13 protein-coding genes are annotated in these 13025 nt (G+C 52.9%); 6 read left to right on the plus strand and 7 right to left on the minus strand.

Annotated elements, in window-relative coordinates:
- The first annotated feature begins 499 nt into the window (after positions 1-499).
- Positions 500-958, plus strand: coding sequence for an RNA-binding protein (locus tag L1D47_RS03675; protein ID WP_239882614.1), 459 nt, complete (start codon positions 500-502; stop codon positions 956-958).
- 49 nt (positions 959-1007) lie between these two features.
- Here L1D47_RS03675 and murI read toward each other — a convergent pair whose 3' ends face one another.
- Positions 1008-1808: a glutamate racemase gene (gene murI, locus L1D47_RS03680; protein WP_239882615.1), complete on the minus strand. Its 801-nt coding sequence runs from the start codon at positions 1806-1808 to the stop codon at positions 1008-1010.
- A 208-nt stretch (positions 1809-2016) separates the two neighbouring features.
- On the opposite strand from murI, the gene trmA reads away from it, so the two are divergent.
- Positions 2017-3114: a tRNA (uridine(54)-C5)-methyltransferase TrmA gene (gene trmA / locus L1D47_RS03685; protein WP_041509717.1), complete on the plus strand. Its 1098-nt coding sequence runs from the start codon at positions 2017-2019 to the stop codon at positions 3112-3114.
- Between the two features lie 47 nt (positions 3115-3161).
- On the opposite strand, the gene fabR is transcribed toward trmA, so the two are convergent.
- The gene (gene fabR / locus L1D47_RS03690) at positions 3162-3776 is read right to left on the minus strand and encodes an HTH-type transcriptional repressor FabR (RefSeq protein ID WP_041509741.1); all 615 of its coding nucleotides are present in this window, start codon (positions 3774-3776) and stop codon (positions 3162-3164) included.
- Positions 3777-3920: 144 nt separating this feature from the next.
- On the opposite strand from fabR, the gene L1D47_RS03695 reads away from it, so the two are divergent.
- The 3 genes from L1D47_RS03695 (at position 3921) to mnmH (ending at position 7352) form a co-directional block, all read left to right on the plus strand.
- Positions 3921-5027: a fatty acid desaturase gene (locus L1D47_RS03695; protein ID WP_239882616.1), complete on the plus strand. Its 1107-nt coding sequence runs from the start codon at positions 3921-3923 to the stop codon at positions 5025-5027.
- A 166-nt stretch (positions 5028-5193) separates the two neighbouring features.
- Complete coding sequence (gene selD, locus L1D47_RS03700) at positions 5194-6237, plus strand: selenide, water dikinase SelD (RefSeq protein WP_239882617.1); 1044 nt, start codon at positions 5194-5196, stop codon at positions 6235-6237.
- Positions 6237-7352, plus strand: coding sequence for a tRNA 2-selenouridine(34) synthase MnmH (mnmH, locus tag L1D47_RS03705; protein WP_239882618.1), 1116 nt, complete (start codon positions 6237-6239; stop codon positions 7350-7352). Before selD ends, mnmH begins: the two co-directional genes overlap by 1 nt.
- A 351-nt stretch (positions 7353-7703) precedes the next feature.
- Here mnmH and L1D47_RS03710 read toward each other — a convergent pair whose 3' ends face one another.
- From L1D47_RS03710 to nudE, 5 genes are all read right to left on the minus strand, one after another.
- Entirely contained in the window at positions 7704-9566 is a 1863-nt protein-coding gene (locus tag L1D47_RS03710; RefSeq protein ID WP_239882619.1) for an MFS transporter, read from the minus strand.
- Complete coding sequence (locus tag L1D47_RS03715; protein WP_239882620.1) at positions 9557-10177, minus strand: TetR-like C-terminal domain-containing protein; 621 nt, start codon at positions 10175-10177, stop codon at positions 9557-9559. Before L1D47_RS03715 ends, L1D47_RS03710 begins: the two co-directional genes overlap by 10 nt.
- A 107-nt stretch (positions 10178-10284) precedes the next feature.
- Positions 10285-10740, minus strand: coding sequence for a GNAT family N-acetyltransferase (locus L1D47_RS03720; protein ID WP_239882621.1), 456 nt, complete (start codon positions 10738-10740; stop codon positions 10285-10287).
- Entirely contained in the window at positions 10733-11545 is an 813-nt protein-coding gene (cysQ, locus tag L1D47_RS03725) for a 3'(2'),5'-bisphosphate nucleotidase CysQ (protein ID WP_041509710.1), read from the minus strand. Before cysQ ends, L1D47_RS03720 begins: the two co-directional genes overlap by 8 nt.
- A gap of 53 nt (positions 11546-11598) precedes the next feature.
- The gene (nudE, locus tag L1D47_RS03730; RefSeq protein WP_041509709.1) at positions 11599-12144 is read right to left on the minus strand and encodes an ADP compounds hydrolase NudE; all 546 of its coding nucleotides are present in this window, start codon (positions 12142-12144) and stop codon (positions 11599-11601) included.
- A 95-nt stretch (positions 12145-12239) separates the two neighbouring features.
- Between nudE and yrfG the strand changes: the two genes are divergently transcribed.
- Positions 12240-12914, plus strand: a complete 675-nt coding sequence (gene yrfG / locus L1D47_RS03735) for a GMP/IMP nucleotidase (protein WP_239882622.1) — start codon at positions 12240-12242, stop codon at positions 12912-12914.
- The last annotated feature ends 111 nt before the right edge of the window (positions 12915-13025 follow it).

Raw genomic sequence — 13025 nt, forward strand, 5'->3', positions numbered from 1 at the left:
AAATCGTTTTCGATTAACTCAATACCTGTGAGTGTCCACACAGATTACTTGATAAATTGTTAAAGAGCATTTGCACATCTCGGTAGTTCCGAGTGGCTAGGGCTGCGTATTCTACGCAATCCCTTGTTCGCGTCAAGCAGTTTTTGCAAACTTTTTGAGGCTTCACTTTTCAGTGACTGACCACCCTATCGCCTTAGCTACCAAGTGTTTCGACGCTGCGTTATCTGCTTTGCCGTGTCAGTGGATGCGCATTATAGGCAGTTCTGATTTGGGCGCAAGGGCTTTTTCAACGATCGGCGATCGCAAGTCGATCTTTTAATCGCTTCGCTGAATTAAGAAACAAAATGAGGGGAAATCACACAGAACCAATCGGGATCATGCAATATCAAAGGCCGCTAAAGTTCGTTTTTTCATCAATATGCTAGTGTAATTGCTAATAATTCATTACCATATACGAGCTGTTAACAGTTAATTATCAATTCCTCAGAGAACCTATTATATGCAAAAGCCATTTCTTATTGTTTTGATTGTCGCCATCCTAGGCGCATTGGCAATATCTCAGTTCACACCAGAGCTTTATTCAGCGATCGCATTTTTTACTGGTGCTATTATTGCGAGTGTTATTTTCACACTTCAGCCATCTGCCGCTAACGCTACCGGCGGTGATACTTACACTGGACCAACCATGACACTCTATGTAGGCAATCTGCCTTACCGTGTACATGAAGGTGAAGTGAAAGAATTATTTGGCAAATATGGCCCTGTTAGCTCAGTGAGATTGGTTCGCGATCGCAAGACTGGACGTCGTAAAGGTTTTGGCTTTATTGAGATGTCTGAAGCGGGCGCTAAGAAAGCGATGGCCAAGCTGAACGAATTCGAATTCCAGGAGCGTACGCTCAAGGTTCGTGAAGCCAAGTCTCAAGACACAGATAAAAACGAAGCAGCACAGGCCAGCTAATTTAATCCAGCTTATCTGACATTAGCTTTATCTTTAGCGGCACCAGAGCTTAGCTGCCGGTTTTCATCAGGCTATCGTTAAAGGCGGTAGCCGAACTGAATCCCCAGGCAGCTAAGGTCTTACTTAACCCCTCGGAAATCGTGTTCGTCGTGAACAGCGCCCGGCTCTTACCTCTCTCTCCGCTATTATCAGCATCAAGCAGACTCACCACTCTAGCCGCGATAGCGTTGGATGAATCTAGTAGATGCACAGACTCTCCCAACTCACGCTGCAGCTCTTCTCTCAAAATCGGAAAGTGAGTACATCCCAAGACTAAGGTATCCAGTCCAGACGCCTTTATCGGCTCCAGGATACGATGCAGCGCCTCGCGATCGACCGGCTTCTGAGCCATCTTATCCTCTGCCAGATAGACCAACTCAGAGGAGCCAAATCTGTCTACACGACAATTACTGGCAAACTGATCGATCAGATCTTGAGTATATTGGCGATTGACTGTCCCTGGGGTCGCCAGCAACCCCAGATGTTTCTTGTGCGATAGGGCCGCCGCGGGTTTGATGGCCGGCACCACCCCTACCACAGGAATGGTCAGGCAGCTTCTTAGTGCAGGCAGGATAAGCGTACTGGCGCTATTACAGGCCACCACCATGATATCGGCCTGGCATTGGGCAACCGCTTGACTGATTAAGGTGACACAACCCTGTATCAGCTCCTGTTCATCGAGTTCGCCATAGGGCAGCCTGGCATTGTCAAACAGATAACAGTAATTCGCACTGGGAAGCTGTTCTCGCACTGCCGCCAATATCGACAGTCCTCCTACCCCAGAATCGAACACGAGTATATTTGCTGACAAATTGGCTCTCCTATCACTAAAAAGGCTGGTACATAGAAGCAGGGATTTTTTCACATTCCCGGTTAAAGCTAAAGCCATTGCGCTCACAATTGGCTTTTCAGGCGGGTTAATCGCCCGGGAAAGTCCGCTACAATGTTAGCCACCCCCTAGACATCAACGACAAGTAGTATACTATTTGCGCCCCCATAGACAGCAACGGTGTTAAGAAATGAATCTAGAAGCAATGGATCCTCAGCAATACGACGCGCAGCTCGATGTGAAACGTCAGAAACTAGCGCAGCTATTTGCCGACTTCGAGACACCCGAGCTGGAAGTGTTTGCCTCACAGAAGGCCCATTACCGCATGCGCGCCGAGTTCCGTGTCTGGCATGAGGGTGAAGATCTCTACTATTACATGTTTGATAAGGCGCTGAACCAGAAGGTTCGTTGCGACCAATTCTTACCGGCGAGCCAACTGATCAACGACATGATGCCCGAGCTGATGGCGGCCTTGCGCCCCAATCAGGTCCTGCGTCACAAGCTGTTCCAAGTGGACTTTCTCTCAACCCTCAGCGGTGAGATCTTAGTTTCACTGCTTTACCACAAGCAGCTCGATGCCCAATGGCAGCAGGAAGCCGAGGCGCTTAAGCAAGCATTATCGGCTAAGTTCAAGGTGAACATCATAGGCCGCGCCCGTAAGCAGAAGCTGGTGATGGATCGCGACTTCGTCATCGAATCCCTGCCGGTCAATGGCAAGGAGCTTATCTATAAGCAAGTTGAGAACAGCTTTACCCAGCCCAATGGTGAGGTAGCGATCAAGATGTTGGAGTGGGCCATAGATATCACACGTAATAGCAGTGGTGATCTATTGGAGCTCTACTGCGGCAACGGTAACTTCTCTATTGCCCTGGCGCAGAACTTCAACCGGGTATTGGCTACCGAGCTGGCCAAGCCATCAGTCGACTCGGCCCAGTACAATATCGAGGCGAACCAGATTGAAAACCTACAGATCATCCGCATGTCGGCGGAAGACTTTACCGATGCCCTCGCCAAGAAGCGCAGCTTCAGACGTTTAGAAGGCGTGGATTTGGACAGCTATGATTGCAACACCATATTTGTCGACCCACCGCGAGCCGGCCTAGATGACAATACCCTGTCTATGGTGCAGGGCTATGAGCGGATCCTCTATATCTCTTGTAACCCCAACACCCTGCTGGATAACCTCAAGGTGCTGGACAAGACCCACAAGATCACCCGCTTCGCGCTGTTCGATCAGTTCCCGTACACAGATCATATGGAGTCAGGCGTGTTGCTAGAACGCCGTTAATCTAAAACGAGCATCAAAAAAGGGGCCAACTGGCCCCTTTTTTAACGCTAGCGATGTTCCATCTTCTGCTGCAGGCATTCGGCGCCCTTAGCCACCATGCGCAGCTGAATCACCAGACGATCGGCCAAGATCTTACGATCGACCCGCTTCATGTCCAGCGCTGCCGCCCCGGCGTTAAATACTAAGGTCACTAAGGCCTCCGCCTGAGCCCTGGCCAGCTCGGGGGTTCGCTTGGTGGTGGCCTCTGTGTAGTGAGCTAACTCTGAGATGAAGTGTTCTATCTCTCTGGCCACTGCCGCGCGAAACGGTGCCGAGGTGCCCGAGCGTTCATGCAGCAGGATACGAAAAACGTTGGGATTAGACTCCAATACCTCCATAAAGGTATCGACTGAGATGCGAATCACGCTACCACCGGCCTCGGCACGCTGGCGGCCCTTGCGCATCATCTGTCTTAGGGTCAGACCCCCCTCATCCACCATAGTGAGCCCCAGCTCATTCATATCTTTAAAATGACGATAGAAAGAAGTTGGCGCTATGTTGGCCTCGCGTGCCACTTCCCGCAGACTCAGGCTAGAAAAGCTGCGTTCGGCACTTAATTGATTAAATGCCGCATCGACCAAGGCGCGACGCGTTTTTTCTTTCTGCTGTGCTCTGATACCCATCATGATGAATCCACTAGATAAAACTCAATCTGGCAATCATACCTTCTTTAAGGCAAAAACGCAGCCCGCCTTGACCTGCCCTATTAAGTCGGTAGAATTGGCGTACAGATGTACGCTCAAGTAAAAAAGAATCTGGACATTATAATGAAAAAACCTCCCCTCATCTGGACCAATATTCTCCTCTTTGCCATCACCTTCTTAGGTGCTGTCATTCTCGTACCTTGGTACGGCATCACCTATGGCTATGGCATGGCAGAATGGGTTGCCTTTGTCGGGCTCGCCTTCGCCAGCGGTTTGTCGATAACCGCCGGATACCACAGGCTCTGGTCCCATCGCACCTATAAGGCGCACTGGTCGGTACGTTTTCTTTTTGCCTTGGGCGGTGCCTTAGCACTGCAAAACAGCGCCCTGCATTGGTCGTCGGATCACCGCATCCACCACAAGCATGTGGATAACAACGACAAGGACCCCTATTCGGCTAACATGGGTTTCTGGTACAGCCATATCGGCTGGATGCTTAGAGAGTATCAGGCGCAGCGTTATCACGATTATAAGAACGTCCGTGATCTGCAAAATGAGAAAATTGTGATGTGGCAGCACAAATATTACCTGCCGCTACTCCTCATCATGAATATTGGCCTGCCAGCACTATTGGGCTGGCTCAACGGCGATGTGTGGGCCATGTTGCTCATGGCGGGTCTGCTACGCCTGGTCGTCGTGCATCACTGCACCTTCTTCATCAACTCGCTCGCGCATATCTGGGGCAGCCAGCCATACACAGATAAGAACACGGCACGAGACAACGGCGTGTTAGCGCTGTTTACCTATGGCGAGGGTTACCACAACTTCCACCACATCTTCGAAAACGATTATCGCAACGGCATCCAATGGTGGCATTACGATCCTACCAAATGGTTGATCAACGCCATGGCCTGGACCGGACTGGCCAACAACCTCAGGGTCACCCCCCAGGAGCGCATCGAGAGTGCCAAGCTACAGATGCAGTTGAAAAAGGCGCAACACAAGGCCACACAGCTTGCCAACCACGAAGAGATCCTGGAAAAAATTCAGGCGGAATATGAGCTGCTCAAGACGCATATTGCCGATTACTATCAGGCGCATAAGGAGCTACTGGAAGCCAAGCGCAAACAGCTGACCACACATCAGCTGATGCAACAGGTAGAGCACCTGAAACAGGAGCTACTAACGCGCCAGAAACAGTGGAAGTCACTCACCACAGGCTTTGCCTAACCCATTCTCGAAGAGGCCATCCCAAGGGGTGGCCTTTTTTCACTCTGAAATAAACAGGAATGATAGCGGCCTCCCGCCATTCATATCTAAGTTAGGCGATTGAAGTGCCGCACCTATGGGTCTATCATGAGCGGCTCTCCATTTTATCCAGAGATAGTTTGCGGTTATGTCAGTAGAAAAGATTAAACTCACCGAATACAGCCACGGTGCTGGCTGTGGTTGCAAGATTTCACCTAAGGTACTAGGCACCATACTGGCCTCTCAGCTACCCAGCTTTGACGATCCAAACATTCTGGTAGGCAATCAGACTCGTGACGATGCCGCCGTCTATCGCCTCAACGATGAGACTGGCATCATCAGCACCACAGACTTCTTCATGCCGATAGTGGATGATCCCTTTACCTTCGGGCGAATCGCGGCGACCAATGCCATCAGCGATATCTACGCCATGGGTGGCACGCCCATGATGGCCATCGCCATTCTTGGCTGGCCGGTCAATGTCTTGCCAGCGGAAATCGCCCAGCAGGTGGTCGATGGCGGACGTCAGGCCTGTAAAGATGCGGGGATCATGTTGGCTGGCGGCCACAGTATCGATGCGCCAGAGCCTATCTTCGGCCTCGCGGTAACAGGCCAGATCCCCTTAAACGAACTCAAACAGAACGACACGGCCAAGGCGGGTGACAGACTCTATCTGACCAAGCCGCTAGGTATCGGCATACTCACAACGGCGCAGAAGCAGAAGAAGCTTGCCGAGCAAGATATCAATATTGCCCCTGACGCCATGTGTCAGCTGAACAAGATAGGCGCCACCATTGCCAAGATCCCAGGCGTTAACGCCATGACAGATGTGACAGGCTTTGGCTTGGCAGGCCACCTCATCGAGATGTGCCAAGGCGCAACGCTGGCGGCCAGGGTCGATCTGAGCGCCCTACCCATGCTGCCTAAGGCAATGGACTACCTCAAGCTTGGCTGCATTCCAGGTGGCACCCATCGCAACTACGACAGCTATGGCGAGCATCTGCCCCAGGTGAACGACGAGCAGAAAGCCCTATTGTGCGACCCGCAAACCAGCGGCGGCTTGCTGATTGCCGTATCAAACAGCCATGAGGCCGAACTGCTTGCTCTGCTAGAAAAACAGGGGCTGCCCACACAGTGTATTGGTGAGCTAGTGCCTCAAACCGAGTCGCAGCCACTGGTGGAACTGATCTAATGGGCCATCTAAACGACAAGATTATCCCCGCGAGTGAATATGCTCGCATCCTGGCATCTGACCATCCCATCATGGATGTACGCGCTCCCATAGAATTTACCAAGGGCGCCTTTCCCGCCAGTAGCAATCGTCCCCTGATGCAAGATGATGAAAGGCAACAAGTGGGGACCTGTTATAAGGAGCGAGGCCAGGACGCCGCCATCGCCCTCGGCCATTCTCTGGTATGTGGCGAGGTCAAACAGCAGCGGGTCGATGCCTGGCTCGCCTATCTCGACGCCCATCCCGAAGCCTATCTCTATTGCTTTCGTGGCGGACTGCGCTCTCAGCTGACTCAACAGTGGCTAGCCGAGGCTGGCAGAGCCGTGCCCTACATTCAAGGCGGCTATAAGGCGATGCGTCAGTTCCTTATCGACACCATAGACAGGGCGCCAGAGGTGAAACCTATGTTGATCCTCAGCGGCATAACCGGCAGCGGTAAGACAGACTTTCTGCTGCAGCGGCAAGAGGCGGTCGATCTCGAAGGGCTCGCCCATCATAGGGGCTCGAGTTTCGGTCGCTACCATGAGGCGCAGCCGACGCAGATCAACTTCGAAAATAGCTTAGGGGTCGCCCTGTTGAAACACCACCAGAGCGCCGCGCGGGATCTGCTGCTAGAAGATGAGAGCTATCTCATTGGACGCTCTGCGCTACCCAAGGCTTTCTACATGGGGATGCAGACCGCCAGTGTCATCATCCTTGAGGAGCCGCTCGAGGCCAGGCTGACACGCCTGCTGGACGAATATGTCCACAAGATGCACAAGGGCTATATCGAGCGTCTGGGCGAAGAGGCCGGATTCGACGCATTTAGTGAGTATCTGGCAAACAGCATCTCAGGTATCAAGAAACGCCTCGGCGGTAAACAACACGACGAGCTGCAACAGCTGATAAGAGACGCATTAGCGGTGCAGCTACAGTGTGGCGATACCCAGGCGCACCTTGAGTGGATCGAATTGCTACTGAGCAAATATTACGATCCCATGTATCAGTATCAGATAGCCAAGAAAGCCGAGCGGGTGATCTTCCAGGGCGACCATAAGGCCATGCATCAATGGTTGGATGAATACGCCGTTCGCTAGGGCCTGTTTATCTTTCGCGTTCATTTTTGCAGCATTCTGTATCGCTTTTATACAAGGCAGAGCGATTGTAATGTGGTGTGCTACATCAATGAGCGATAACGCAGTAGAAAAATGATACAGACGCTGCCCGCAGGATTCGTCTTGAGCACGTTCAACTCTTTGTTACTCGGTTTTTATATAGAATAACTATACTACAAGCCTCATGCCGCGATTTGAACGTGCTCAATTAGAACAAAATTTGTTATCAAAAGGTCAACAGGCCCTAGCACACTAAAACCTTATAAAGTTAAACCACCGAAAACATAAAGCCAGGCATCATGCCTGGCTTTTTCTAGCAAAAACGGCAAGCCGCTAGGATGAGGGCAGCATGGCCTCGACCCGCTCGCGCAGCAGATGGCGGTTAGCCTCGGTACCCGACACCACATCATCGAGATCAACCGATATCTTAGACCAGAAGCGTTTGGGTCTGGTGCTCAGGGCATGACCATCCTTATGACTGAAGTAGGAGCCCCAGAGACCACTGAGCGCCATGGGGATCACTGGGACAGGATCGCGGGCGAGGATCTTGTCGATGCCGGGGCGGAATTCGCCCAGCTCACCGTTAGGGGTCAGGCGCCCCTCGGGGAAGATACACACCAAGTCTCCATTGGCCAGCGCCTGATGAATAGCCTCAAACGCCTGATTATAGGTTGCCTCACACTGACGCGGGGAACAGATGGGGATCACTCCCGCGTGGCGAAACAGATATTTAAGCAGTGGCATCTCGCTGATAGACTTATCCATCACGAAACGGATCGGACGGGTCGAGGCGCCCATGATGATCAGCGCGTCCACATAGCTGACGTGATTGCACACTATGATGCCGGCGCCCTCGCTGGGGAGTTTGTCGCGGCCGGTCACGGTGACGCGATACAAAATATGGCTCAGCAGATAGCTGACAAATCTCTGGGTAAACTCAGGCACCTGACTATAGACATACAGGGCAACCACGGCATTGAGCAGCGCCAACAATAAGAAGAGATCTGTGATGGCCCAACCTAGGCCCTCCAACAGCAGAATAGACAGCGCAGCCGAGACCACCATGAACAGGGCATTCATTATGTTATTTGCGGCGATTGCCTGAGCACACTCGCCCCTATTGGCGCGCGACTGAATGAAGGCATACAGAGGCACGATAAACAGACCACCGCTCACCCCCACCATAAACAGGGCAAACATCACCCGGTAATGCTGCGACTCGGCGATGAAGCGACTAAAGCTATAGACGGTCTCGGCCTGGGCCGGCAACTCGGGGAGTGACCACAATAGATCCACACCAAACAGGGTGAGCCCGGCCACACCGAAGGGCAATAGACCCAGTTCGACGTGTCCAAAAGAGAAACGCTCACACAGGAAGGAGCCCACCGCGATACCGATAGAGAACAGGGCCAACAAGAGCGACACCACGGTCGCATCGGCATGCAGGTGCAGCTTGGCAAAGTTGGGAAACTGGGTCAGATAGGTCGCCCCAAGAAACCAGAACCAGCTGATCGCCAGGATCGCCATCCAGATACTCGGGGTTTTTCTGACCTTAGCTATGCTGCGCCAGGTTCCCGACAAGGGCGCGAAACGAATCTTAGTGATCGCGCCTTGAGGCGGCATGGCTGGAATCGCCCGGCTGGCCAGGTAGCCGGCAACGGCCAGTACAAACACGGTCGCTGCGGTAGCGATAATGCCCTTGTCGCTGGCCACCAGAAGCCCGGCGCTGAGTGTGCCTATCAGGATCGATAAGAAGGTGCCCATCTCTACCCAGGCATTGCCCGTCACCAGCTCATCTTCCGCTAAGGCCTGAGGCAGGAGCGAATATTTTACCGGCCCGAAATAGGCGGACTGACTGCCGGTTAAGAAGAGCAGCACTAACATCACCATATAACTCTGGCTCAGAATCGCCATGGCCGCGCAGGACATGATCACCAGTTCCAGCTGTTTTAAGCGTCTGATCAATTTGGCCTTATCCATGTTGTCGGCCACCACTCCCGCGTGGGCGGAAAACAGGAAGAAAGGCAGGATAAACACGCCGGCGGCAAGGTTAACGAACAGGTTTACGCTGATGGGCAGATCCTCTATCTGGCTATAGGTCACCATCAGAAGCAGCACATTCTTGTAGATATTATCGTTGAGTGCCCCCAGGCACTGAGTGGCAAAATAGGGAAAAAACCGCTTGGTTAACAGCATAACGCCTCCTTGTGATAACCCAATCCTTTAAGTTGAACCGCGATATGGTGGCGAATGGCCTCCTCGATACTTATCCCGGGAGCAAAGAGCTTATCGTCCAGCGCCAGACACACCAGGCCATGCACGCCCCCCCACAGGGCTCGGCTCGCCAGTAATCGTTGCTCACCGGATAGCTCGGGCAACAGCTCGCCCAGGCAAGACTCTATCAAGGCAAACAGCTGCGCAATAAGCCGGGCATGATGCTCGCTCAGCCCCAGCTCATCGGTTGCCTTAAGCTCGAAGATCAGCTGAAAGGCTCTAGGCTGCTCGAAGGCAAATTGCTGGTAGGCGTTGGCCATTGCCTCGAGTGGATTCGAGTCATAGGCTTGAGAGACTTGTGCATTAGAAGCCAGGCGCTGGTATAGCTGATCCAGCGTCAACTCGGCGACGGCTAGCAGCAGACCCTGATAGCTCCCGAAGAGATTCACCAGGGTGCTGGGCACATAGCCGACAACTTGAGCCACCTTGCGCAGGCTCAGGCTATCGAGTGGCTCGACCGCCAAATGCTGCAGCACGGCGGCGATTGCCATCGCCCGAATCTCATCATGAGTATGTTCCTTACGTCTTGCCATCTCGGCCCCATCCCTCTGTCAATTTGCGTTCAAGTTACCAGCAAGCAAAATAAAAAACAACGTTCATAATAAGATTATTTTTCGGCGACCAGAATAAAGAGGGAAATTTATCGGCAGAGTGTCATGAGAACTCTGTCTTCGTCTGGACCGAAGTAGTCGGCCTCCAGCCCTTGCTCAACAAAGCCTAACCTGGCATAGAGGTACCTGGCAGGATTATCCGGCGCCACGGTGAGCTTCACCTGTGTCACGCTAGCGGGTAGCGCGCTTAAGGACTCTACAATCAAACGCCTGCCTATGCCTCGCCCCTGAGCAGCACTATCGACGGCGACCGAGAGGATCCAGGCACTGTCTACCCGTTCGCTCCTGGCCAGCAGTATGTAGCCCAGTAGACATTCGTTTTCGTCACAAGCGACTCGCAGGCCGCTTGGCCAGCAGTCGAAACTCTGGCGAAAGAAGAAGTCTGGATAGGCATGAGCACCAAATAGTCCCTGCTCCAGACGATAGAGCGCCTGCAGCTGGTGCTTACCAGCCGCCTTGATAGAAATATGAGGGAGATTATTCACGGGTTAACAGCTCGTCCCATGGCAGGTGGGTCGATCCCACGACGATAAAGTTGGGATTCTCCAAGGATTCACGCTCGTTATAACTCAGTGGCTGTAGCTCGAGATCCATCACCTGGCCGCCTGCCTCTTCGATAATGATCTGCGCCGCGCCCGTATCCCACTCACCCGTAGGACCGATACGCACATAACAGTCGGCGCGGCCTTCCGCCACCAGACAGCTCTTAAGCGCCGCACCGCCCAGCACCACTAGCTCGCAGTGTTTGGGATGATTGAAAAGCTTCAATACTGACTGGGGATCCTGACGACGACTCACCGCCAGGCGCAAACAAGGCTCATCGTCTGTGGTGAGCTGTTTGCTGGCGATACGCACCTCGCCCTTGCTGCTGCGCTTATAGGCGCCCAGCCCCGCAATGGCGTAATAGACCACGCCCGTCATAGGCACATAAACCACGCCCATGATAGGGCGATTGTGCTCGACTAGGGCGATGATCACCGAGAAGTCACCGCTACCGGCAATAAACTCGCCTGTGCCATCTAGGGGGTCGACTAACCAGTAGCGCTGCCAGTCGGCGCGCTCGACGTAGGGGATATCGGCATCTTCTTCGGATAAAACCGGGATCTCAGGGGTGAGACTGTTAAGCTGGGAAGCGATGATCTTATGGGCCGCGATATCGGCAGAGGTCACCGGGGTATTGTCGGATTTCACCTCTTTGTCAAAACTGCCCTCGAGGTAGATCCCTTTAATGGCTTCTCCCGCCTCGATGGCAATCGAAATCGCCTGCTCAACATACTCTTCTGGCTTCATCACAACTCCAACAGCCTACATCTGGCAATGCCTAATATGATAATTCGGATTAACTACTTTAGTTTTAGATGTTTCTGTGCCAAAAACAAGGCGCTAACGCTTCGAGATTCGGAAAAGTCATCTTCTAATAACAACTCAGACCACTGGCTCAATGGCCAGCGCACCAGCTCTATGGGTTCGGGCTCGTCACCCTGCAATCGGCTCTCGTACAGATCCTCGGCAACGAAGATCTGCATCTTGCTGGCAAAGTAGCCCGGCGCTAGGCTCAGCTCCATCAGATGGGTCAACTTACGGGCACCAAAGCCGATCTCCTCCTGCAGCTCTCGGTTGGCCGCCTGGGCATGGGTCTCGCCTGGATCCACCAAGCCTTTGGGAAAGCCCAGCTCGTAACTATGGGTGCCTGCCGCATATTCGCGTCCCAGCAGGAGTTCCTCGCCATGCACAGGCACCACCATCACGGCGCCGCGGGTATTACCCTTCATGCGCTCATATTGACGCTCAACCTGATTCGAAAATTTTAAATGCACCTGCTCTATCTGAAACAGACGGCTCTGGGCAACAACTTCGGCATGTAGGATCTGCGGCTTTTTGTCCGACATTGAACTTCCTGAAAAATGGCGTTTGCTTAACCACTCAATCTTACTATGATGGGCCTAATCCACAACTCAAACCAAGGAATTTTTTTACTACCTTTATGTTTCCCTGGAATAAGATAGACACCGTATTGTTAGACATGGACGGTCCCCTGCTGGATCTGCATTTCGACAACCACTTCTGGCTCAGCCTGGTGCCTCAGGCCTTGTGTCAGCAGCGGCAAATTCCACCGACCGAGGCCCAGCAACTGGTAGAAAGCGCCTATGCCAAGGTCTTCGGCACCCTGGAGTGGTATTGCCTCGAATATTGGCAACAGGAGTTGGGCCTGGACATTCTGGCGCTGCATCACACCCTGGTCGACAGGATCCAGCTGCGTCAGGACAGCATGCCCTTTCTCGGCACGCTCGCCAAATACGGCAAGCGGCGCATCTTAGTCACTAACGCCCATCCCCACAGTCTGGCGTTGAAGCTCAAACATACCGAGCTGGCTAACGGGTTAGACGAGATGCTCTCCAGCCACACGACCGGCTATCCCAAGGAGCATCCCGAGTTCTGGCGTCACCTGTTTAATGAGTTTTCCCTGGATCCCAGCCGCTGCCTGTTTATCGACGACAGTGAGCCCATTCTACTGGCGGCCCAAAAAGCCGGCGTAGGCTATCAGCTAGGGATCAAGAACCCCGACAGCCAAAAGCCGCACAAGCAGTTTGCCGACTTCCCGGCCATCGACGATTACCATCATCTACTCGTCTCCCTGGAACAGGCTCAACGAGACTAGCCGCCTGCGCTTTACGCGTTAATCGCTTGATGCGACTGGCAGAAAATCTGGTTAATACTTGCACTGTATAAAATACTGTATATACTGACAGGTACTGTATGGAAAGACAGG

This window comes from Shewanella sp. Isolate7, assembly GCF_022398425.1.
Taxonomy (GTDB): Bacteria; Pseudomonadota; Gammaproteobacteria; order Enterobacterales; family Shewanellaceae; genus Shewanella.

Excerpts from the sequence above, each read along its gene's own strand:
- L1D47_RS03675 (WP_239882614.1), top strand. The coding sequence starts at position 500 with ATGCAAAAGCCATTTCTTATTGTTTTGATTGTCGCCATCCTAGGCGCA.
- trmA (WP_041509717.1), top strand. The coding sequence starts at position 2,017 with ATGAATCTAGAAGCAATGGATCCTCAGCAATACGACGCGCAGCTCGAT.
- fabR (WP_041509741.1), bottom strand. The coding sequence starts at position 3,776 with ATGGGTATCAGAGCACAGCAGAAAGAAAAAACGCGTCGCGCCTTGGTC.
- L1D47_RS03695 (WP_239882616.1), top strand. The coding sequence starts at position 3,921 with ATGAAAAAACCTCCCCTCATCTGGACCAATATTCTCCTCTTTGCCATC.
- selD (WP_239882617.1), top strand. The coding sequence starts at position 5,194 with ATGTCAGTAGAAAAGATTAAACTCACCGAATACAGCCACGGTGCTGGC.
- mnmH (WP_239882618.1), top strand. The coding sequence starts at position 6,237 with ATGGGCCATCTAAACGACAAGATTATCCCCGCGAGTGAATATGCTCGC.
- L1D47_RS03710 (WP_239882619.1), bottom strand. The coding sequence starts at position 9,566 with ATGCTGTTAACCAAGCGGTTTTTTCCCTATTTTGCCACTCAGTGCCTG.
- L1D47_RS03715 (WP_239882620.1), bottom strand. The coding sequence starts at position 10,177 with ATGGCAAGACGTAAGGAACATACTCATGATGAGATTCGGGCGATGGCA.
- cysQ (WP_041509710.1), bottom strand. The coding sequence starts at position 11,545 with ATGAAGCCAGAAGAGTATGTTGAGCAGGCGATTTCGATTGCCATCGAG.
- nudE (WP_041509709.1), bottom strand. The coding sequence starts at position 12,144 with ATGTCGGACAAAAAGCCGCAGATCCTACATGCCGAAGTTGTTGCCCAG.
- yrfG (WP_239882622.1), top strand. The coding sequence starts at position 12,240 with ATGTTTCCCTGGAATAAGATAGACACCGTATTGTTAGACATGGACGGT.